Raw genomic sequence first — 21,796 nt, 5'->3', positions numbered from 1 at the left:
GGCTTGATAATGGATCTGTTCCAGGCAATGAGCGTCTACGTGAAAGTGGTGGAGACCGGCAGCATGACCGCCGCCGCTTTGCAGTGCGATATGTCCACGACCATGGTCGGCAACCACCTCAAGGCCCTGGAGCAGCGGCTGGGTGTGCGCCTGCTCAACCGCACGACGCGGCGTCAGCGGCTGACCGAGTTCGGCGTCGCGTATTACCAGCGTTGCCTGGAAGTGCTGGGGCTGGTGGCCGATTCCGAGCGTCTGGCCGAGCAGGCCCTCGACGAACCGAGCGGGACGTTGCGCATCACCGCTCCCCTGACCTTCGGCACCGAACGCCTGGCACCGGCACTGAGTGAGTTCAGCCGGCAAAACCCGCGGGTGAAACTCGACGTGGTACTGACCAACCGGCGCCCGGATCTGCTGGAAAACGGCCTGGACGTGGCCTTTCGCCTCGGCGCGCTGGAGCCCTCCAACCTGATCGCCCGCCCGCTGATCGACTACACCCTGACCATGTGCGCATCACCGGACTATCTGACCCGTCGCGGCACACCGCAAACGCCTGAAGACCTGCGACACCACGACTGCCTGTCCTTTGCCTATCCGGCCGGGGATGACTGGCAATCGGTGCAAAAGGAATGGCGCCTGGCAGGTCCCGAGGGCGAAGTCAGCGTGGGGGTCAGCGGGCCGATGCTGATCAACAGTTCGGCCGGTTTGCATCAGGCGGCGCGGACCGGCATGGGCATCGTGATGATGCCCGACGCCCTGGTCGAGCAGGACCTCAAGGACGGAAAGCTGTTGGCCTTGATGCCCGATTACTGCCCGCCCAGCCGGCCGATGCACCTGGTCTATGCCCAGGATCGCCACCGTTTGCCGAAACTGCGACGCTTCGTCGAATTCGCCGTACAGATGTGGGGCAAGCACTAGTCGGTCGAACAGGCATGCAGTCGCTGATCGCCATTTACCTCCCCGCCTTCACCAGCACCGGCTGTTCCTGATAACGATTCGGGTACAGCTGCTTCAACTGCGCAACCTTCGGCAAATCATTGATCACGATGTACGGATAGGTCGGATGCTCGGTCAGGAAATCCTGATGTTCCTCCTCCGCCGGGTAGAAACCGTTGAAAGTTTCAAGTTTGGTGACGATCGGCTTGTCGAAGGCATGGGCGGCGTCGAGCTGGGCGATGTAGGCCTGTGCGACCCGCTGCTGCTCGGCACTTTTGGTAAAGATCGCCGAACGATACTGGGTGCCGGTGTCCGGTCCCTGGCGATTGAGTTCTGTCGGGTTGTGCGCCACTGAGAAGTAGATTTGCAGCAAGGTGCCGTAGCTGACCTGGCTTGGATCGAAAGTCACTTCGACAGACTCCGCATGGCCGGTATTGCCGTTGCTGACACGCTCGTATTGCGCCGTGTTGGCTGCGCCACCGGCGTAACCGGAAACCGCATTTTTCACACCTTTGACGTGCTGAAACACCCCTTGCACGCCCCAGAAACAACCGCCGGCGAACACCGCCGTTGCGCTTTGAGCCTGGGTGGTTTCATCGAGGGCCGGCGGCGGAATAACGACGGCTTCTTCAGCACCACTGAGAGAGAACGCCGAGCATGATCCGATAACGCCAACGGTGGCCAGTGCCAACAGCGTACGGCGCCAGGTGAGCAGGTTTTTCATGTAAGGAACTCCTGAATGATCCAAGGGGACAGGGCAGTCAAAAATCAGACTGTTCGGGGCTCGAACTTCATCGCCAGGCCGTTCATGCAGTAGCGCAGGCCGGTGGGTTTCGGGCCGTCATCGAAGACATGGCCCAGATGCCCGCCACAGCGCCGGCAGTGCACCTCTTCGCGGACCATGCCGAACGCACGGTCCTGACGGGTTGCCACGGCCTTGTCCAGCGGTGCCCAGAAACTCGGCCAACCGGTACGGCTGTCGAACTTGGTGGCCGAGGAAAACAGCGGCAGGTCGCAACCGGCACAGACGAAGGTGCCGTCGCGGTGCTCGTTGTTCAGCGGACTGCTGTAGGCCCGTTCGGTGCCCTCCTCGCGCAGGATCTCGTACTGCTCGTCACTGAGAATCGCGTGCCATTCGCTGTCGCTGTGGGTCACTTCGAATGTTTCCGCTGCGCTGGCCTCACTGATCAAGGCCGAGCCTGTGGAAAACTTCGGCAACAGGCCGATCGCCAGAGCTGCAACGCCCAGCCCGCTGCTCGCCAGAAGAAATTGCCGTCGTGAAAACATGCTCGTCTCCAAAAATCCAGGGGTGTTTCATGGAACACAGCCTAGGCTTTGGGTGATCGCCAAATCCTCACGGGAAGTTAAACAATTCGTGATAACTCGGGCGCTGAAAAACCCGCACAATGCATAACGCCAACCTTGAACACTGCTATTCCTGTGGGAGCGGGCTTGCTCGCGAAGGCGGAGTGTCAGTCGATGGTGATACTGGCTGACCTGACGCTTTCGCGAGCAAGCCCGCTCCCACAGGTTTTTTGAACATAAGCCGAATGGCATGCGCTCATTGCACCGAAGGATTGATCTGGATGGAACAAACCAAACGCGTCCTCGTGGTCGAGGACGACCAGCACATCGCCGACCTGATCTGCCTGCATCTTCGCGATGAGCAGTTCGAGGTGGTGCACTGCGCCGATGGCGATGAAGGCATGCGCCTGCTGCAGCAAGGCAACTGGGACGCACTGGTCCTCGACCTGATGCTGCCCGGTGTCGACGGCCTGGAAATCTGCCGCCGCGCCCGGGCCATGGCGCGCTACACGCCGATCATCATCACCAGCGCGCGCTCCAGCGAAGTGCACCGGATTCTCGGCCTGGAGCTGGGCGCCGACGACTATCTGGCCAAGCCCTTTTCCATGCTCGAACTGGTGGCCCGGGTCAAGGCGCTGCTGCGCCGGGTCGATGCCATGGCGCGCAACCTGAAGATGGACGCCGGCAGCCTGCTCACCGACGGCCTGGCAATCGACCCGATCACCCGCGAGGTGGCCCTCGACGGACGACGCCTGGACCTCACGCCCCGGGAATTCGACTTGCTGTACTTCTTCGCCCGCCAGCCCGGCAAGGTGTTTTCGCGCATGGACCTGCTCAACGCCGTGTGGGGCTATAGCCACGAAGGCTACGAGCACACGGTCAACACCCACATCAACCGCCTGCGCGCCAAGATCGAGGCCGATCCGGCGCAACCTGTACGCATCCTCACTGTCTGGGGCCGCGGCTACAAATTCGCCACCGGGGAGGAGCCGCAGCCATGAGGCTGACCCTGACGCAACGCCTGTCCCTGGTGTTCGCCGTGCTGCTGCTGGTGTGCTGCGGCACGTCGGCGTGGATGCAGGTTCGCTCCAACCAGATGCATGAACAGGAAGTGGTGCAAGGCTTGTCCCGGGACCTGGCGCAGCACATCGCCAGCGACACGGTGCTGATGGACACCCAGGGCCTGATGCCCAATGCCGTGCGTGATTTGTTCAGCAAGCTGATGCAGGTCAACCCCAGTGTCGAGGTGTACCTGCTCGACACCGAGGGCAAGATTGTCGGCAGTGCCGCGCCCGAGGGCCGGATCCGTCGGGAGCGGGTCGACCTCGCGCCGATCCAGCGCCTGCTGCGGGGCGATCCGCTGCCGATTCCCGGCGACGACCCGCGCAGTGTCGATGCGCGCAAGGTGTTCAGCGCAGCACCGCTGAAGGTGGATGGCAAGCCGGTGGGCTATCTCTACGTGGTGCTGCTCGGTGAGGATCACGACCGCCTGGCCGAACGCGGTGCAACCAGCGCGGCGCTCAACACAGCGCTGCTGTCCATCGGCCTGGTGGCATTGCTGTGCCTGATTGCCGGCCTCACCGCGTTTGCCCTGATCACCCGGCCGTTGCGCCGCTTGACCGAAACCGTCAGCCAGTTCGACATCGATGGCGTACCGGTCACACCGGCCCTGCCCGTCGCGATGGAAAAAGCCGCCAGCCACGATGAAATCGCCGTGCTCGATGCCACGTTCCGGCAGATGCAGGCCCGCCTGGGCGAGCAATGGCGTTCGTTGACCCGCCAGGACCAGGAGCGCCGCGAACTGGTGGCGAACATCTCCCACGACTTGCGCACGCCGCTGGCCTCGCTGCACGGCTATCTGGAAACCCTGTCGCTCAAGGACGCCACGCTGTCCCCTGCCGACCGCCGTCGCTACCTCGGCATCGCACTGGACCAGAGCCGCAAGGTCGGTGGTCTGGCGCAGTCGTTGCTGGAACTGGTGCGGCTGGAACACGGCTTCGTGCAGCCGGTGCTGGAGCGTTTTTCCCTGACCGACCTGGCCCAGGACATCTTCCAGAAATTCGAACTCACCGCCGAAGCGCGCCAGGTCGAACTCAAGGCCGCGTTCGCGCCAAACACCTCGGCGGCCTGCGCGGATCTCGGGTTGATCGAACGGGTGCTGACCAACCTGTTCGACAATGCCCTGCGCCATACACCGCCAGGTGGAGACGTCGAACTGGGCCTGCGCCCGCAAGGGGCATTCATCGAAGTCACGGTCAGCGACACCGGCCCGGGCATTGCCCCGCAATTGCGCGAAGGTTTGTTCCTGCGTCCGTTCAACATCGGCGGCGCACGGCGCGATGGGGGGTTGGGGCTGCGGATCGTGCATCGCATCCTGCAATTGCACGGGCGCGATATTCAGCTGATCGATGTACCGGGACGGGGGGCGACCTTTCGGTTTTCGTTGCCGATCGATGAAGAGACAGCGTTGGCGTTGGCGGTGCGGTCGATGAACCTGAATACGCCGCGGCAGGCCTGAAAGACCGCGGCGCCTGCTTCGCGAGCAGGCTCGCTCCCACATTTGGAATGCATTCCCCTGTGGGAGCGGGCTTGCTCGCGAAGAGGCCGGCTCAAACAACACAGGATCTGGATCAGTCGCGATAACCCGGCGCCACTCGATCCAGCATTCGCAACAAGGCCGCCCAGGCCAGTTGCATGGCATCCGGGTCATCGAACTCGCCCTCATCCAACGGCCGCCCCGGATCATTGAACTGCCGCTCGGTGTGCGCGCAGACCTCGTGCGACGGCAGAACAACTTCACCGGCAGCTTGCGCCGCCAATTGGATTTCACAGGCCTTTTCCAGGTAATACATGCGCATGAACGCCTGCCCCACCGTCTCGCCCACCGTCAGCAAGCCATGGTTACGCAGCATCATCACCGGCTTGTCACCCATGTCTGCCACCAGCCGTTGTTGCTCACTCAAGTCCAGCGCCACCCCTTCGTAGTCGTGATAGGCAACGCGACCGTAAAACTCCATGGAAATCTGGTTCACCGGCAATAACCCGCACTTCAACGCCGCCACCGCGCACCCGGATCGGGTGTGGGTGTGCAGCACGCATTGCGCATCTTCACGGGCACCATGAATGGCGCTGTGGATCACGAAACCGGCCGGGTTGACCGGGTATGGCGAAGGCTCCACAGCGTGGCCATCGAGGTCGATCTTCACCAGGTTGGATGCGGTGATTTCGTCGAACATCAGCCCGTAGGGGTTGATCAGAAAGTGATGCTCCGGCCCCGGAATGCGCACCGAAATGTGGGTGAAGATCAGATCGGTCATGCGAAAGTGCGCAATCAGGCGGTAGCAGGCCGCCAACTCCTCACGCAGACGTTGCTCTGTCGATGTCATACCCCGGCAACCTCTTTCACAGTGCAATCTTCCAGCCCTTGCCCCAGGGCATCCCAGCCATCGAAACCCCGGCGAGCGATGAACACCAGGCGTGTGGCGTTGGTATGAGCGTCATCCAGCGCCGGCAGAAACTGACTGCGGGTGCCGACATGTTGCAGCCAGTGCGCCGTGCTGCCCGGCGTCAGCAGCACCAGGCCTTTGACCCGGAATACATCGCTGGGCAGCGCCCTCAACCAGCCACGCAAGCACTCGACGTCGAGGGCCGCGTTGCTCTGCCACAACCAGCTGCTGAACATCTCGCCGTGATCACCATCGGCCACCCGGGTCAGCGGTTTCTGTGCCCGAGGCTCAAGGTCCAGATCGGTATCCAGCCACAACGCATCGGGCAACTCGGCTTGCACACTTTCATGCACACGCGTCCTGGCGCCCAGCGCATCGCGCAACGCCTGCAACTGCGCCTCATCGACCAGATCGGTCTTGTTCAGCAGCAGCAAGTCGGCAGCGGCCACCTGCACCCGAGCCAGGCGCGCGTATTCACCGTCGAGTTGCAGATGGCGGGTGGCGTCGACCACTGTAATCACCATATCCAGTTGCATCTGGCTGCGCAGCTGTGGATAAGCCAGGGTCTGCACAATGCGCTGCGGATCGGACACACCGCTGCACTCGATGACGATGCGCTCCAACCTTGGTTCAAGCTGCGCCAGGCTGGCGAGTTGCGCCAGCAGGTCTTCCTGCACCGTGCAGCAGATGCAGCCGTTCTGCAGGCTGTACACCGCGTCGGTGACTTCGGAAACGATGGCCGCATCGATGTTCAGCTCGCCGAAATCGTTGACGATCACCGCCAGCCGACTGCCTTCGGCACGGCGCACCATACGGTTGAGTAGTGTGGTTTTACCGGCGCCGAGAAACCCCGACACCACGGTCACGGCGATACGTGGGGAAGTCATTCTGCCTTGCCCTCCAGCACCGGTGGCTCGCCCTGCCAGACGGCTTTGAGGCCGACGGCTTCCAGCGTTGAGTGGCGGTCGTAGACCAGTTGCCCTTCAACGAAGGTCAGCAGCACCTGGGTCTTGTGGATGTAGTTGCGTGCCGGTGCAGCGAACAGGTCGCGGTCGATGACGATCAGGTCCGCCGATTTGCCCACTTGCAGGCTGCCGGTGCTGTGTTCCAGGCCCATGGCCACTGCGCCGTTGCTGGTGATCACAGTCAGCGCCTGCTCGAGGCTGATCGGGTCGCCGAAGCAAGCCGGGTCGTCGTTCCACGGGTTCTGCCGGGTGATCATGGTTTCCAGCGCCAGCCACGGATCGATGGACGCCACCGGCCAGTCGGTGCCCATCACCGCAGTGCCGCCGGCGGCGAGCACACCTTTGAAATCGTAGATGCGCTTGAGGCGTTCCTGGCCGTAACCGGAACGCGCACCGCTGGCGAACGGCGTCGGGTACCAGGCGGCCGGGGAAAACTCGGCGATGACATTCAGCTCCTTGAAGCGCGGCAGGTTGCCGGGGTGCAGCAAGGTGCTGTGAGCGCACTGGTGACGCACACCGCTGAAACCGTTGCGACGACGGGCCTCGGCCACGGCATCGAGGAACACGTCGGACGCGCCGTCACCGGTGCAGTGGGCGATCACGCGGATGCCCTTGCGGTCCATGTCCACCACCATGTCGGTGATGTGTTCCGGAGTCAGGTTGAGCTTGCCGCGCCAGCTCGACTCCTGCGGCCACGGGGTCAGCAGGTACGAAGACTTCGGCTCCACGGTGCCGTCGAAGTGGAACTTCACCGCGTTGGCGCTCAGGCGCGCGCTGCGGTAGTAGTGACGTTCGCCGGCCAGCAGCTCCCAGCGACGACGCACCGGGAAGATGTCGTCCTGCCAACTGATCGCCGCTTCGATGCGCACCGTCAGTTCGCCGCTGTCGTCGAGTTCCTTGAGGGCTTGCAAACGCTGTTCGCAGACGTGCACGTATTTGCTCGCCGTGACGCCGCGCGAACTCTGGAAGTGCACGCCATCGCGGTAGGCGCGACGCAACACGCTGACCGGTGTCGGTGGCATGGCGGCGTGGATCATCGCGTAGGCACCGTCGATCATCAGGCCGGTGGGTTCGCCGCTCAGCTCGTCACGCTCGAAATAACCGTTGCGCGGGTCGGACGTGTGGCGGTCGATGCCGGCCAGTTCCAGGGCCTTGGAGTTGACCATCATGGTGCCCCACATGCGGTCGAGCAGTGCCACCGGGCGGTCCGGCATGACGCTGTCGAGCCACTCGCGGCCCGGGGTCAGGCCCGCCTCGCGGAAGGTGTAGCGCACCCAGTACTGGCCGTAGATCCAGCCGTCGCCGGGATGGCTGTCGGCATAGGCGAGGATGCTTTCGCGCAGCTGCTCCGGGGTCGGGTCTTCGATGCCGACGTCGAGGTCATCGGCGTAGCGCGGCGCCAACGCGAGGTCGGGGTGCGTGTGCATGTCGTGCAGGCCCGGCATGCAGAATGCGCCTTGCAGGTCGTGCACGCGGGTGTTCGGGCCCTTGAACATCTCGATCTGGCCGAGGCTGGCGACTGCGATCAACTTGCCGTCGCGGATGGCCACGGCCTCGGCCCACGGGTTGGCCGGGTCCTGGGTGTAGATACGCCCGTTGGCGAGGATCAGGTCGGCGTAGGTCCCCTGCACGGAATGGGTAGAGGAAAAGTTATCGGACTCAGCCATGTAAGCCACCTTTGAGTTCAGGAGATTGAAAGGTCTGCCGGACGATCTACGTTTCGGCGACCTGAAAAAATTGTTGTTGTTTTAGTCAGCCAGAAACATGGCGGCGTCGACCTCGATCATCACCGGCTCATCGCTACTGCCGAGTTGCCCCAGCAGCTCGCGCAAGCCGTCCAAATCACGTGCCCGGTGATGGCTGACGTGGCAGCTTTGCGCCAGCGCAGCGAAGTCCGGCGTGAGGATGTCCACCCCCAGCAACGGCACCGCCTTGGCGTTCATGTAGTCGCGGATTTCGGCGTAGCTGCTGTTGTTCCACAGCAGCAGGATCACGCCGACGCCGGCCTCTTTGGCGGCGATCAGTTCGGCGCTGGAAAACTGCAAGCCACCGTCGCCGACCAACGCCACCACCGGTCGCAGGGGTTGGGCCAGCTTGGCGCCGATGGCGGCGGGCAAACCGTAGCCGAGGGTGCCGTAGCCGCTGCCGGCGTTGAACCAGCTATTGGGGGTTGGCGCCCGGTAGCCGAGGGCGCCCTGGTACACTGGTTGGGTCGAATCGCCGACGATCAGTGGCTGCGGCAAGTGATCGCGCAGGGTATCGAGCAGCGTTTGCATACGTGATTGTCTGGCGCTCCAGCCGGCGTGTTCGAGGGCGTTGACCTTGCTCACTCGCTCAGCCGCCCAAGCTGGATCGGCCTGGCGTTGCGGCAGGCGATCGAGCAACAAAAGCAAGCCTTGCCCGGCATCTCCCAGCAAGCCGACCGTGGCCGCTTGTACGCCGAGTATTTGCATGGGGTCGATGTCCAGGCGAATCAGCGGTGCCTTGAACTGCACAGGGCCAAGACCGAAAAAGTCGTAGTCGGTTTCCCCCAGCTCGGTGCCGATGGCCAGCACCAGGTCGGCCTCGGCAAACAGTTCGCGACCATGGGCCGAGGACTGGACACCGTCGAGCAACAAAGGATGTTCGGGGGCCAGCAAACCGCGGGCGTTGGTGGTCAGTGCCACGGGGGCCTGCAGGCGTTCGGCGAGTGCGGTCAGGGCTTCACTGGCCCGGCGCGCGCCACCACCGGCGAGAATCAAGGGACGCTTGGCGTTGTTGATCAGGGCCACGGCGTCATCAATGGCTTGCGGCGCAGGGGCCGGCGCGGCAGGCAATGAACGCGCACGCAAGTCCAGCCCGTCGGCAGACATCTCCAGCACATCCAGCGGAATCTCGATGTGCACTGGCCGCGGCCGCGTACAGCCGAACAAGGCAAAGGCCCGTGCCAGCACTTCCGGCAATTGCGACGGGTGTTGCAGCGTATGGCTGAAGGCACAGACCCCGGCGACCAGCGCGCGCTGATCCGGCATTTCATGCAGGTGGCCATGGCCCAGGCGCAGGTGTTCGCGACGGTTGCAGGTGGAAATCACCAGCATCGGCACCGAGTCGGCATAGGCCTGGCCCATGGCGGTGATGATGTTGGTCATGCCCGGTCCGGTGATGATGAAGCACACCCCGGGCTTGCCGCTGGCACGGGCATAACCGTCCGCCATGAACCCGGCGCCCTGCTCGTGGCGCGGGCTGATGTGCTTCAGGCGACTGCCGTGCAGGCCACGATACAACTCGACGGTGTGCACGCCGGGAATACCGAAGACGGTTTCAACACCATAGCCTTCCAGCAACTGAACGAGCGCCTCGGCACAACGGGTCATGCAGCACCTCTTGGATAAGGGGGCCAGCTCGGCCCAACGACGAATGGGGCTAGTATTGTTGAATCAACCGATACAACAATCGATTTTTTTTGGCCTGACTGTTCGATTTACGTCACCATATCTACCGCTCAAAACCATAACGGGATGATTTATGCGTTTTCCTTCGATGACAGCCCTTCGTGCGCTGGATGCGGTTGCCCGTCTGGGTAGCGTGTCGGTCGCGGCCCGTGAACTGAACCTGACCCGCAGCGCCATCAGCCACCAGATCAGCAAGCTGGAGGAGTGCGTCGGTTTCGCCCTGACCGAGCGCATTGGCCGAGGCATCGGCCTGACGTATCAGGGCGAACGCTATGCGCGGGAAGTGCACGGGATTCTGTTGAACCTGCTCGACGCCGGGCAGTTGGTCGACGACCAGGAAATCTCTGGGCGGCTGTGCGTCAGTTGCGCGCCGGGGTTCGCCACCTATTGGTTGTGCCACCACATTGGTGCGTTTCTGCGCCAGTACCCGCAAGTGCAACTCCAGCTGATTTCGCCGCGCACGCCGGATGACGTAAATAACCCGGCTGCTGACCTGTGCATCGCCTACGGGATTGGCGACTGGCCGGAAATGATCGTCGAGGAGATCGTGGCATTGCGTTTCTTTCCGGTGTGCAGCCCGCGCCTGATCAATGCCTTGGGCGGCCTGAAAAGCCCGCAGGAACTGAGCAGCTACCCCTTGCTGCACATGACCGACTACTCGGACTGGCGCGTGTGGCTGACCGCCGCGGGGGCTTCCGGGGTCAATGCGACGAGCGGCATCCTGTTCTCCGATGCGCACTGCGCCCAGTCCGCGTGCATTGCCGGCCAGGGCATCGCCATCGGTGACAACCTGATCAGCGGTGACGCGTTATCCAAGGGTTTGCTGGTGCGGCCGTTCGACATCACCATCGATTTGCACCGTGGCTACTACCTGGCGGCAGACCCGCAAAAGGCCGACCGCGCCGTGGTCCAGGCCTTCGGCAACTGGATCAAGACCCAGCTGCAATCGTCCCGTCAGACCTGGCAGGACACCCTGTAAAAGCACATCACATTCCCCTGTGGGAGCGAGCTTGCTCGCGATGAGGCCACCACAGTCACCATTGATGTCGCCTGATAAATCGCTATCGCGAGCAAGCTCGCTCCCACAGGGTAGAAGCTCTATTTCGGGGCATCTGGCCGAGGCGAAACACGCAGCTTATTTGTTCAATAAAACTAACCAATACGAGCAAAATAATTCCATTGATGTAGCGATATTTTTAACAATAATAAGCCCAAAGCCCATTTCGGATTCGCATCCGTCCTCGTACGTCTTATGGGCAATAAAAAGAGGAACCTCATTGTGTCCAGCCGTTCAGCGATCCAGCTCAGCGCTCAAGGTATCAGCCAGTATTACGGCCGTTTCGCGGCGCTGGATAACGTCGATCTCGACGTTCGCCAAGGTGAATTTCTTACCCTGCTGGGTCCGTCCGGCTCGGGCAAAACCACCTTGCTGATGATACTGGCCGGTTTCCTCAGCCCGACCTCGGGCAAGTTGATGGAGCAAGGCGTCGACATCATCCGGCGCTCCGCCGAGAAGCGGAACTACGGCATGGTGTTCCAGGGTTATGCGCTGTTCCCGCACATGAGCGTGGCCGACAACGTGGCCTACCCGCTGCGCATCCGCAAAGTCCCCGTTGAAGAACGCAATCGCCGGGTCAAGCACATCCTTGAAGTGGTCGGCCTCGGTGCACACATGCACAAGAAACCCGCCGAGATGTCCGGCGGCCAGCAGCAGCGCGTGGCGATTGCCCGGGCGCTGGTGTTCGAACCGGAACTGCTGCTGCTCGACGAGCCACTGTCGGCGCTGGACAAGAACCTGCGCGAACAACTGCAAACCGAGCTGCAACGCATCCACCGTCAGGTCGGTACCAGTTTCGTGTTCGTCACCCACGACCAGAACGAAGCATTGGCGCTGTCCTCGCGCATCGCGATTTTCAACCACGGCAAGCTGACCCAGGTCGACACCCCGGAAAACATCTACAACCGCCCCGAGAGCCGTTTCGTCGCCGAGTTCCTGGGCAAGATGAACCTGTTCCCGCTGGACAACCTGACCCGCAACGGCCAGATCGCCAGCGGCCGCTGCGGCACCAGCGTATTGCATGCCCAGGCGCCGAACGCACTGAGTGCGGCAGCGATCGTGCTGGCCGTGCGCCCAGAGCACATGGAGCTGCACAGCGAGTGCCCGACCAGGGAGGGCTACAACGTGATGCCCGCGCAACTCACCGACAAGGTTTATCAAGGCTCCAGCACCCATCTGGCGCTCAAGGTCGGCGGCGACACGCTGCCGATCAACCTGTCCGTACCCGGCAATCACCCGGGCGCGTCGATGCCCGGCGGCGCGCCGGTGTGGTTGAGCTGGCCGGTGCAGCAAAGCTTCCTGCTTCAGGCCTGAACCCAAAAAACTGCGTCACAAAGCTCTCTTCCAATGACAACAACAAGGCCGGTGCCCACGCAGGCACCCGCTGACTGAGGACTTGCCCATGCGCCAGGATCACCAACAAGACTGCATCGAAGTGCTTATCGACAAGGCCCGCGACGGTCAGATCAACCGCCGCACCTTTATCCAGGCCATGGGCCTGCTGGCAGCGGTGCCCCTGGCGCTGCGCAGCGGCATCAGCTGGTCGGCGGACAAGCCGCTGGTGGTGGTCAACTGGGGCGGCGACGCCCTGAACGCATTCCGTTCGGCATGGACCGACACCTTCACCAAAAACACCGGCATCCAGGTGCGTATCGACGGTGCCGGCCCGACCGAAGGGGCCATCCGCTCGCAGCTGGCCAGCGGCCAACCGAGCTGGGACGTGGTCGACGTCGAGAGCTACAGCGCCATCGTGCTGGGCCGGGAAAAGATCCTGCAGCCACTGGACTACAACACCATCAAGCGCGATCAGGTGGCCCCGGCGCTCTCCTCCGATTACGGCATCGCCAGCTACCAGTTCAGCTACGTGATGGCCTGGGACAGCGAAAAATTCGGTGAAAACGGGCCCAAGACCTGGGCCGATTTCTGGGATGTGAAGAAATTCCCCGGCAAGCGCACGCTGTACAAGTGGATGAACGGCATGCTCGAAGCGGCGTTGCTGGCCGACGGCGTTCCAGCTGATCAGTTGTACCCGCTGGACGTGCCACGGGCCCTGAAGAAGATCGACGAGATCAAGCCGCACGTCTTGTCGTTCTGGAGTTCGGGTGCCGAGAGCCAGCAACTGATGGTCGACGGCGAGGTGTCGGTGGGTGCGATCTGGCACACCCGCGCCAAGCTGCTCAGCGAAGACACCGACAACCGCGTGCGCTGGAGCTTCGACAACGGCTTCATCAACTCCAGCAGTTGGGCGGTATTGAACGGCAACCCCGGCGGCACTCAACCGACCATGCAGTTCATCCAGCAAGCCTTGCAACCCGAAGGCCAGCTCAAGCTGTTCGAACTGCTGGGCAACGGGCCGTCCAACAGCGCCACGGAAAAGCTGATGTCGGCCAAGCAACTGGAAGCCAACTGCGCCTCCGAAGAAAACCTGAAGAAGCAGATCGCTCTCAACGCCCAGTGGTACGCCGACAACTACTCCAAAGCTCTGGAAGAGTACCTGACGCGGCTGTCCAAGTGAGCCTGTGACCATGACCACCACCCTGACCTCGACCCTGACCGCCCCCAAGCCCCGCTTCAGCTCACCGGGCCTGGAGCGCGGCCTGCTGCTGTTTCCACTGCCGGTGTTGCTGCTGGTCTTCTACGTGCTGCCGTTCCTCGGCGTGGTCGGCTGGAGCTTCTCGCTGCCGACGCCGGGCATCGAGCAGTACCAGCGCATCGCCACGGACCCGGCGATCCACGAAATGCTCTGGCGCACGTTGCGCCTGTGCCTGACCGTCAGTGGCCTGGCCTTGATCATCGGTTACCTGCTGGCCTACTGCTGGGTGTTCAGCCCGCCGTTCTGGCAGCGCGTGGTGGAGATCTGCATCTTCATTCCGTTCTGGATTTCCGTGCTGGTGCGGGCCTTCGGCTGGTTGATCGCCCTGCGCAGCAACGGCGTGCTCAACAACGGGCTGATGGGCATGGGGTTGATCGACCAGCCGCTGCAACTGAGCCGCAATGAGATAGGCGTGGTCATCGGCATGCTCCACGTGATGATTCCGTATGCGGTGTTCCCGCTGCTGTCGACCATGCGTCAACTCGACCAGCGTGTGCTCATGGCCTCGCGCGGCCTGGGGGCCGGTGCCTTGCGCACCTTCTGGCAAGTGCTGCTGCCGCAGACCCTGCCGGGCATTCTGGGCGCGTTCATCATGGTCTTCGTGTTCTGCCTGGGCTTCTTCATCACCCCGGTGCTGTTGGGTGGCGGGCAAACGGTGATGATCGCCGAGTATGTGTTCCTGCAAATGTTCCAGACCAGCAACTGGGGCCTGGGCGCGGCACTGAGCGTGGTGTTGCTGGCCCTGGTCAGCGCGCTGATCTGGGTGCTGTTGAAAATGACCCGCGTCAACCGACTGGTAGGCTGAGATCACTATGAATACCCATCGCACAAGCCTGAGTACGCGGCTGTTGGCCGTGGTCGCCATGGCCTTCATGCTGTTCCCGCTGCTGACGGTCATTCCGGTGTCGTTCACCAGCAAGCGCTTCCTGTCGATGCCCGAAGGCAACTGGTCGCTGCGCCACTACGAAGCGCTGGTGAGCAACCCGGACTGGTTCCACGCCATCAGCCAAAGCCTGACCATCGCCTTCGCCACCAGCGTCATCGCCACCCTGCTGGCCGCCAGTTTCAGCCTCGGCATCTGGTACATGCGCTCCAAATGGGCCACGGCCCTGATCGGCCTGGTGCTGTTGCCGATGGCGATCCCGCCGGTGATTTCCGCACTGGTGCTGTACTTCATGGAGACCAAGCTCGGTCGCTTCGCGCCGGGCATGGGCTACGACACCCTGACCGGCGTGGTGATTGCCCACGTGATCATGGTGGTGCCGTACGGCGTGGTGACCATGCTGGTGGCCCTCAGCCAGATCGACCGGCGCATCGAACTGGCCTCGCGCAACCTTGGCGCCAGCCTGATGCAGACCACGTTCATGGTGATCCTGCCGAACCTGAAACTGGGTCTGGCCTCCACCGCGCTGCTGGGTTTCGCCCTGTCCTGGGAAGAAGTGGCGGTGACGCTGTTCATCACCAGCGTCAACGTCGACACCCTGCCCAAGCGCATCTGGAGCGGCTTGCGCGATAACGTCGACCCGAGCGTCGCGGCGATTTCGGTGTTGCTGATCTCGCTGACCTTGCTGGTGCTGATCGGACGGCTGGTGGTTCAGCATCTGGCGGATAAACGGGCGCAGAAACTCCTGCATCCGTAAGCATTTCAAAAAAAAGCCCTGCGCTTGCCATACAAGCGCGGGGCTTTTTTCGTTCAACCGCCGCCATTCCTGTAGGAGCGAGCCTGCTCGCGATGGTCTCAAGGGCACCGCGCTCATCCAGAATGAACGCGTTATCGTTAACGTCCATCGCGAGCAGGCTCGCTCCTACAGAAAGCGAAATCATGACCAGCCGCCTGTTGATCCGTGACAACGCGGCGTCGGTCCAATAGATTAGGCGGCCTGAAAAAGCCCCCGGGCTTTCTCGCCCCTATTCAAGTTCAAAGAAGTAGTGAAATTTCAATGTCCGATTCCAACACCGCTGAATCCGTAGTCACCTTGTCGTCCAAAGCGGAATACGAAAACTCCATCAATCTTTCACAACACGTACCCCAGGCGAAAACCATCAGCGAGATGGTGCTGGACGCTTTCCAGTCCACCCGCGAAAGTGATCAGATCCGCGAACTGCGCGCCGCCATTCGGCAGGCCCACGACAGCTTCGACGACGACAAGGCCTATGAACTGATGGGCCAGCTCAAGCAACTCAAGGACGCCGAAGCCGCCGACATCGCCGCGCTGGAAGACCTGAGCAGCAAGTTCCCGATAAGCCGCATCCTCTCCAGCTTCAAGGACGACCCGGCGTTCCAGGAAATCGTCTACGGCCTGGCCCTGAAGGTGCTGAACCAGACGCACCAGGCCATCAGCAACCCGAGCGGCGGCAAGAGCAAGGCCGCCAAGGCCAAGAAAGAAGTCGAAGTGTTCACCATCAGCAAGGACGGCATCAGCGTCACCCTGCCGCTGCGCACCCCACGCTCGCGCCTGAACGTCGACCGTGAAGCCCTGGAATTCCTCGGTTTCACCTTCGTTGGCGAAGGCGATGAGGCAGAACTGGAAAGCGAGACGTTCCTGGACAACAGCGGCGCCGAGCAAGCGGTCAACCGCAAGAACATCATCACCGCCCTGCAACAGCAGACCGCGTTCGACGGTTATAGCATCGCTGCGCAGTAATACCTGATGTTGTGGCTAGCGAGCTTGCCTGTGGCGAGGGGGCTTGCCCCCGTTCGGCGGCGAAGCCGTCGTAAACTCGGTGAATGCGGTTTTCCTGAAAGACTCAAATAGCTTGATTGGGGTGGCTGCGCCACCCAACGGGGGCAAGCCCCCTCGCCACAGGTCACTCACTGACTCAAATAAGAGCCCTGCCCTAGCGCAGGGCTTTTTATTGCCCGTGATTCGGGCAAAACCGCGATTACTCTTCCAGTATCGACGCAGAACAACACTTCCCTTCACCCATGAGCACCACGGGTCCGCCTGCGGGGAGCGTCAACTCACTTTCCAGCCCAGACCTCGGTGGTGCAACTGCTGAGGTCATCATGAACACGACCCCTTTGTATCGCCAACTGGCCAATCACTATCTGGACGCTATCCGCAGCGGCACCTTGAAAACCGGTGAACGCTTGCCCTCGATCCGCTTGATGATGGAAAAACACGCCGTCAGCCTGTCGACCGCGGTGCAGGTGTGCCGGGAACTCGAAGACTGCGGCGTGCTGGAAGCCCGACCGCGTTCCGGCAACTACATTCGCCTGCCCGATACCTTGCCCAGACCCGCCCCGGTTGCCTCGGCGCCAGCGCTGGATACCACCGCCTATGTCGGCATTCATCAACAGGTCTCAACGGTGCTCAAGGCCAGTCAGCGCGCAACGATCAAGGTCAATTTCGCCAGCGCCTACTGCGCGCCGGAGCTTTATCCGCTGAAGACCTTGCAAGACAACATGATCAAGTCGCTGCGCTACGACACCCGCCTGCTCGGCGCCGCGAGCTCGACCTGCGGCAACAGCGCATTGCGCCACCTCCTGGCGCGGCGGGCGCTGACCAGCAAGACCCACCTGGCCCCCGAACGGATCGTGATCACCAACGGCGCCACCGAAGCAATCAACCTGGCCTTGCGTGCGGTCACCCGCCCCGGCGACACCGTGGCCGTGGAGTCGCCGACCTTCTACGGTCTGCTGCAAATTCTCGAAAGCCTGAGCCTGCGAGTACTGGAAGTCCCGGCCTCGGCCCACACCGGGCTCAATCTGGCGGCCCTGGAGCTGCTGCTGCAAGGCCCTGAACGGGTCACGGCGTTGATCGTCATTCCCAACCTGCAAAACCCGCTGGGCAGCATCATGCCCGACGCCAACAAGGCACGGCTGGTGAAACTGTGCGCCGAGCACGACACCGTGCTGATCGAGGACGACACCTACGGCGACCTGGTGGACACCGAGCAGCCGCTGTCCACACTCAAACATTGGGACCGCACCGACAACGTGATCTATTGCGCCTCGCTGAACAAAACCCTGGCACCGGGCATGCGCCTGGGCTGGATCAGCGCCGGGAAATGGCACGACCGTGTGGAGATGCTCAAGCACACGCAGTCGCGGGGGTGCGAGCTGTTATCGCAACTGGCGGTCAGCGAATTCATGCGCACACCGTCTTATGAGCGTTACCTGCGACGGTTGAGGAAAACCCTGACCGTACAACGCGCGCAGATGAGCACGGCGATCGCCCGCTATTTTCCCATCGGCACCAGCGTGACCCACCCGCAAGGCGGCACGCTGTTATGGGTGGAGTTGCCTCGCCGGCATTCATCCATGGCGTTTTTTCACGAAGCGCTGAAGGTCAGCATCCAGATTTCCCCTGGGGATATCTTTTCCAACACCGAGCGTTTCGATCACTTTGTGCGCATTGGCTGCGGCGCGCCGTATTCGCCACGGATTGATGAGGCACTGCAGGCCTTGGGTCGCATTCTGAAAAATCAGGGCTAACACGTCCCTGTGGGAGCGAGCCTGCTCGCGAAAGCGGTGTATCAGTCACATCGACTTTGAATGTACTGACGCCTTCGCGAGCAGGCTCGCTCCCACAGGTTGGGGCGTGATCTTCAGATTGGATTCTGGTGCAGACAAACGATATGCGGGTCGTCATTCCAGTGCGCGAAGCGCTCGGCGATCAGCGGGTCGTGACCGGGGATGACGTGGTCTTCACCATCGGCCAGGCGGTCGATCTCGGTGAAGGCTTCGAGGGTTTGCGCCAGGTCATCGAGGATCGGGAACGGACTGCGCTCACGAATGTTCACCCACAGGTGCGCGGCATCCGAGGCCAGCACAATCCAGCCGCGCTCAGTGTTCACGCGCACCACCTGGCTGCCCGGCGTGTGTCCGCCCACGGGGTGCAGGGTCACACCTGGCAACACCTCGACCGTGCCGCTGTGCAATCGCATCCGCCCTTCGAACAGCGGCGGCAGCGCCGACATCACGTCCTCGACCTCGTAGGTTTTGTTCACCGTGCGATGGGCCATTTTCGGCCCGGTGCAGAAACGCAGTTCCGCTTCCTGCAAATGCACGGTCGCCTTCGGGAACAGCCCGAGGTTGCCGGCATGGTCCCAGTGCAAATGGGTCAGGATCAGGTGCTCGACCCGGGCCGGATCGATGTCCAGCTGCCGCAGGGATTCTTCCGGCAGGCGGTACATCTGGCGATTGCGCCGGTCCGCCGTGGCCGGTTGGAAACAGGTGTCGACCACTATCACCTGCTGCTCGTTGCGGATGACCCAGAAGTAGTAATCCAGCGGCATCGGCGCATTCGGATCACCGCAACAGGCGTCGTAGAGAAAATTCTCCCTGGCGGTGCGCTGGGCGTTTGCGCCGACACGGATGGCGAACACTTCGTACACAGGCGTGGACATAGATACCTCCGGGCTCAGGCGGCCGCCGTGGTTTTGAGGGTCGGACGGAAGTCGAAATCGATCTGCTCGCCGATGCCCAGGTCCTGTGCCAGTTTATGCAGGCCGCTGTAGTCGCGCATGATGGTCGCGTTCTTGTTGCTTTCGCGGGTGTCGGCAATGATCATTGCCGCCTCCTCGACCCCGAGCTGCGTCAGAATCGCCTCCCACATCGAGTAGTCCTGAGCGATAAAGGCACTCAGCGCCACAGACAGGTTGCGTGCGAAAAATTCCCGCTGGGTCGGCTGCATGTTGGCGTACATGACCTTCGCCACTTCAGCCAGCACCTTGCTGTGAGCGTATTCGTCGCGGTTGTGCAGTTCGGCCACCCGGCGGTTCTGCGGCTGGATGGTCTGGTCATCCGCCAGCAAATCCAGATAGGCGTTGACGCTGATCTCGGCCACCACCGCAAAAGTGATCGCCGCCAGATCTCGCTGCCATTGCTCGGTCAGCTCTGCCTGCAAGGCTTTCAAGCGCAGGTAAGTGACGGACGGCGGCAGATCCAGATTCTGATCCAGCGCCCGCTCCAGCCTGGTCCGTTCGATGGCGCGCAGGTGCATCAGCGTGTGGTAGTGCTCGTCGATCAGGGTCTGTTGCATGGCCTCGCGAAAATGCCAGTCGTCCTTGCCCAGATACTGATTGGCAATGACGCTGAGGGCCGGATTGACAATGTGTTCTTCGGCGGTGACGGTGCGCAGGTTGTAGCCGATCCAGCCCCAGGTCACCACGCTGCTCTTGAGTTCGTCACTCAAGGCCTGGAATGTCGGGTGATGGAAAAACGGCACCATGCACTCCGGGTAATCCGGGCGCAGCGGGTCGAATTCTTCAGTGATCCGGGCCCTGTCCGGCGCACAAACGGAGGCGCGCTTGGTCCAGGCCTGGTTGAGCCGCACGATCAGTTGATGATCGATCTGGGCGATCTCGATTGCTGTTTGCATGACGCGATACCTGTAAGACGCGTACCCGCCAAGGGGTACGCCAAAAGAATGAAAGGCGCCGGAAAAATCAGGCCAGCCAATAGCGGGTCAGGTTGCGCGCCGGATCAGTGTAACGACTGCGGGCGTGAATCATCCGCCAGTTGTCCCAGATCAGCAGGCATCCGTCGGGAATCAGCACCGGAATGTTGTGCTCGACGAAGTACGCCTCGCCGAGCGCGGCAAACCTGGCCAGCGGCGAAGTGCTGTTGGCGACCAGGGATTGTTGTAGAGCTTCCCTGGACGGGTTTACATCGCCGTAGTGAAACTGGTTGTAGCTGAAGCGGAAAATATCCCCGTCCTCCGTAGGCGTGAGGATGTACTCCTTGACCCGCCGTTGGCCCGGTTCCCCCGGTTTGGCGGTGGCGACAAATTCGACCGGCGTGTCATCGAGCCATGCGCGCAGTTGCGGCTCGCTGCGTTCGAGGGTGCGGAGAAATTCATAGCCGTCCACCAGCCCGGTGTGCCCGCCGCCACACGTCGCCTGTTTATGGCAATGCAATGCCAGGTAACGGGGCGGCGGTCCGTACACCGGCGCCTCAGTGTGCGGGCCAATACCGTTCATGCTCTGGGAATAGGGCAAGTCTTCGTAACCTGGTTTGCGAGTGATGGGAAAGGCCATCTGGCCGTTGAACTGCGGAATGATCGGACCGAACTCATGCAAGGTGCCTACGACATCATCGGCAAATTCTTCCGGGGTCAGCACAGTCCAGCCCAACGTCGACAGCTCTTCATGACGATGGCCGAGCGAAATGTAAGGTTGAGACGCAACAATCCCTTGATCTGACATGGTGAGTTTCCTGGCAGGTGATCAGGCGTTTACGGTTGAGGTGTAAGCGGCAATGAAGTCGCGGCAGGCGCCGCCCGGTCGATAGCGGCACTCATCGATGCTCTGCACCGGGGTGATTTCGGCGGCGGTGCCCGTGAGAAAACATTCATCGAAGTCGCCGAGTTCCGTAGGCAGAATCGTTCGCTCGACCACCTGATAATCCAACGCCCTGGCCAGTTCGATCACGGTTTGCCGGGTGATGCCGTTGAGAAAACAATCCGGCAGCGGGGTGTGCAGCGTCCGGCCCTTGACGAAAAACACATTGGCGCTGGTGGCTTCGGCGACATGGCCGCGCCAGTCGAGCATCAACGCATCGTGGTACCCCGTGTTCTCGGCGTCGTGCTTGCTCAGCGTGGCGATCTGGTAGTGCCCGGAAGCCTTGGCCTCGAACGGGCTGCTGCAAGGTGGCGGGCGGCGCCAGCTCGCGGTTTTCAAGCGGATGCCGGCCATGCGCGCCGCCGGGTCGAAATAGCTCGGCCACTGCCAGCAGGCGATGGCCAGGTGAACACGGTTGAAGCGTGCCGAGGTGGAGATCATTTCACTGCCGCGCCAGGCCACCGGGCGCAAATAACCGTCGACCACCTTGTTGCGTTGCAGCAGTTCATGGCTCGCCGCCTCCAGTTCGGCCAGCTCATAGGGGATGGCAAAGTCCATCAGGTGCGCCGAGCGGTACAGCCGCTCGCTGTGCTCGCGCAGCTTGAAGATCCTGCCGTTGTAGACCCGCTCGCCTTCATACACGGTGCTCGCGTAATGCAGGCCGTGGGTCAGCACATGCAACTGCGCCCGGGACCACTCGACGAACTCGCCGTCGAGCCAGATGACACCCTCGCGCTGATCAAACGGGATACTGCTCATATCCATATCTCCCCATTGTT

At 62.1% G+C, this 21,796-nt stretch carries 20 protein-coding genes and 1 pseudogene; 10 read left to right on the top strand and 11 right to left on the bottom strand.

The genetic code is table 11. From position 1 onward, the window contains the following. Window positions 1–9 precede the first annotated feature (9 nt). Window positions 10–915, top strand: coding sequence for a LysR family transcriptional regulator (locus PPUTUW4_RS04520; RefSeq protein ID WP_015093587.1), 906 nt, complete (start codon window positions 10–12; stop codon window positions 913–915). 34 nt (window positions 916–949) lie between these two features. Here PPUTUW4_RS04520 and msrA read toward each other — a convergent pair whose 3' ends face one another. From msrA to PPUTUW4_RS30115, 3 genes and pseudogenes are all read right to left on the bottom strand, one after another. Continuing rightward, on the bottom strand, window positions 950–1,657 hold the full coding sequence (gene msrA / locus PPUTUW4_RS04515; RefSeq protein WP_015093586.1) for a peptide-methionine (S)-S-oxide reductase MsrA: 708 nt from the start codon (window positions 1,655–1,657) through the stop codon (window positions 950–952). Window positions 1,658–1,701: 44 nt separating this feature from the next. Further along, window positions 1,702–2,220 carry a peptide-methionine (R)-S-oxide reductase MsrB gene (msrB, locus tag PPUTUW4_RS04510; protein ID WP_015093585.1) on the bottom strand — a complete coding sequence of 173 codons (519 nt, stop codon included), beginning with the start codon at window positions 2,218–2,220 and terminating at the stop codon, window positions 1,702–1,704. A gap of 151 nt (window positions 2,221–2,371) precedes the next feature. Next, window positions 2,372–2,476 (bottom strand): annotated as a pseudogene (locus tag PPUTUW4_RS30115) (metal ABC transporter ATP-binding protein); the annotation flags it as partial. 43 nt (window positions 2,477–2,519) lie between these two features. On the opposite strand from PPUTUW4_RS30115, the gene PPUTUW4_RS04505 reads away from it, so the two are divergent. Together PPUTUW4_RS04505 and PPUTUW4_RS04500 are read left to right on the top strand one after the other, a co-directional pair. Further along, complete coding sequence (locus tag PPUTUW4_RS04505; protein ID WP_015093584.1) at window positions 2,520–3,239, top strand: response regulator transcription factor; 720 nt, start codon at window positions 2,520–2,522, stop codon at window positions 3,237–3,239. Further along, window positions 3,236–4,756 (top strand): HAMP domain-containing sensor histidine kinase, encoded by a 1,521-nt coding sequence (locus tag PPUTUW4_RS04500; protein ID WP_015093583.1) that lies wholly within the window; start codon window positions 3,236–3,238, stop codon window positions 4,754–4,756. Before PPUTUW4_RS04505 ends, PPUTUW4_RS04500 begins: the two co-directional genes overlap by 4 nt. Before the next feature lie 112 nt (window positions 4,757–4,868). Here PPUTUW4_RS04500 and PPUTUW4_RS04495 read toward each other — a convergent pair whose 3' ends face one another. The 4 genes from PPUTUW4_RS04495 to PPUTUW4_RS04480 form a co-directional block, all read right to left on the bottom strand. After that, window positions 4,869–5,624, bottom strand: coding sequence for a class II aldolase/adducin family protein (locus PPUTUW4_RS04495; RefSeq protein WP_015093582.1), 756 nt, complete (start codon window positions 5,622–5,624; stop codon window positions 4,869–4,871). Next, complete coding sequence (locus PPUTUW4_RS04490; RefSeq protein ID WP_015093581.1) at window positions 5,621–6,571, bottom strand: GTP-binding protein; 951 nt, start codon at window positions 6,569–6,571, stop codon at window positions 5,621–5,623. Before PPUTUW4_RS04490 ends, PPUTUW4_RS04495 begins: the two co-directional genes overlap by 4 nt. Next, window positions 6,568–8,316: an amidohydrolase gene (locus tag PPUTUW4_RS04485; protein WP_015093580.1), complete on the bottom strand. Its 1,749-nt coding sequence runs from the start codon at window positions 8,314–8,316 to the stop codon at window positions 6,568–6,570. Before PPUTUW4_RS04485 ends, PPUTUW4_RS04490 begins: the two co-directional genes overlap by 4 nt. Before the next feature lie 81 nt (window positions 8,317–8,397). Further along, entirely contained in the window at window positions 8,398–10,002 is a 1,605-nt protein-coding gene (locus PPUTUW4_RS04480; protein ID WP_015093579.1) for a 5-guanidino-2-oxopentanoate decarboxylase, read from the bottom strand. A gap of 151 nt (window positions 10,003–10,153) precedes the next feature. On the opposite strand from PPUTUW4_RS04480, the gene PPUTUW4_RS04475 reads away from it, so the two are divergent. From PPUTUW4_RS04475 to PPUTUW4_RS04445, 7 genes are all read left to right on the top strand, one after another. Further along, window positions 10,154–11,059, top strand: a complete 906-nt coding sequence (locus tag PPUTUW4_RS04475; RefSeq protein WP_015093578.1) for a LysR substrate-binding domain-containing protein — start codon at window positions 10,154–10,156, stop codon at window positions 11,057–11,059. Between the two features lie 300 nt (window positions 11,060–11,359). Then, the gene (locus tag PPUTUW4_RS04470; protein WP_015093577.1) at window positions 11,360–12,451 is read left to right on the top strand and encodes an ABC transporter ATP-binding protein; all 1,092 of its coding nucleotides are present in this window, start codon (window positions 11,360–11,362) and stop codon (window positions 12,449–12,451) included. A gap of 88 nt (window positions 12,452–12,539) precedes the next feature. Then, window positions 12,540–13,652 carry an ABC transporter substrate-binding protein gene (locus PPUTUW4_RS04465; protein ID WP_007972055.1) on the top strand — a complete coding sequence of 371 codons (1,113 nt, stop codon included), beginning with the start codon at window positions 12,540–12,542 and terminating at the stop codon, window positions 13,650–13,652. A 10-nt stretch (window positions 13,653–13,662) separates the two neighbouring features. Further along, entirely contained in the window at window positions 13,663–14,535 is an 873-nt protein-coding gene (locus tag PPUTUW4_RS04460; RefSeq protein WP_015093576.1) for an ABC transporter permease, read from the top strand. A 7-nt stretch (window positions 14,536–14,542) separates the two neighbouring features. Continuing rightward, window positions 14,543–15,370, top strand: a complete 828-nt coding sequence (locus PPUTUW4_RS04455) for an ABC transporter permease (protein WP_015093575.1) — start codon at window positions 14,543–14,545, stop codon at window positions 15,368–15,370. Between the two features lie 300 nt (window positions 15,371–15,670). Continuing rightward, window positions 15,671–16,375: a hypothetical protein gene (locus PPUTUW4_RS04450; RefSeq protein ID WP_007970398.1), complete on the top strand. Its 705-nt coding sequence runs from the start codon at window positions 15,671–15,673 to the stop codon at window positions 16,373–16,375. A 362-nt stretch (window positions 16,376–16,737) separates the two neighbouring features. Continuing rightward, the gene (locus tag PPUTUW4_RS04445) at window positions 16,738–18,168 is read left to right on the top strand and encodes a PLP-dependent aminotransferase family protein (RefSeq protein ID WP_015093574.1); all 1,431 of its coding nucleotides are present in this window, start codon (window positions 16,738–16,740) and stop codon (window positions 18,166–18,168) included. A 113-nt stretch (window positions 18,169–18,281) separates the two neighbouring features. Here the strand turns inward: PPUTUW4_RS04445 and PPUTUW4_RS04440 are convergent, their stop codons facing one another. The 4 genes from PPUTUW4_RS04440 to PPUTUW4_RS04425 all read right to left on the bottom strand — a co-directional run bounded on the left by PPUTUW4_RS04440 (window position 18,282) and on the right by PPUTUW4_RS04425 (window position 21,776). Continuing rightward, window positions 18,282–19,082, bottom strand: coding sequence for an N-acyl homoserine lactonase family protein (locus PPUTUW4_RS04440; RefSeq protein WP_015093573.1), 801 nt, complete (start codon window positions 19,080–19,082; stop codon window positions 18,282–18,284). A gap of 14 nt (window positions 19,083–19,096) precedes the next feature. Beyond that, a complete protein-coding gene (locus tag PPUTUW4_RS04435) occupies window positions 19,097–20,056 on the bottom strand; it encodes a diiron oxygenase (RefSeq protein ID WP_015093572.1) in 960 nt (319 codons plus the stop codon). Window positions 20,057–20,123: 67 nt separating this feature from the next. Then, window positions 20,124–20,882, bottom strand: a complete 759-nt coding sequence (locus PPUTUW4_RS04430) for a TauD/TfdA family dioxygenase (RefSeq protein WP_015093571.1) — start codon at window positions 20,880–20,882, stop codon at window positions 20,124–20,126. A 21-nt stretch (window positions 20,883–20,903) separates the two neighbouring features. After that, entirely contained in the window at window positions 20,904–21,776 is an 873-nt protein-coding gene (locus PPUTUW4_RS04425) for a branched-chain amino acid aminotransferase (RefSeq protein WP_041474782.1), read from the bottom strand. Window positions 21,777–21,796 lie beyond the last annotated feature (20 nt).

Source organism: Pseudomonas sp. UW4, assembly GCF_000316175.1.
GTDB classification, from domain to species: Bacteria; Pseudomonadota; Gammaproteobacteria; order Pseudomonadales; family Pseudomonadaceae; genus Aquipseudomonas; species Aquipseudomonas laurylsulfatiphila.
This window is presented reverse-complemented; position numbering and strand designations above follow the sequence as displayed.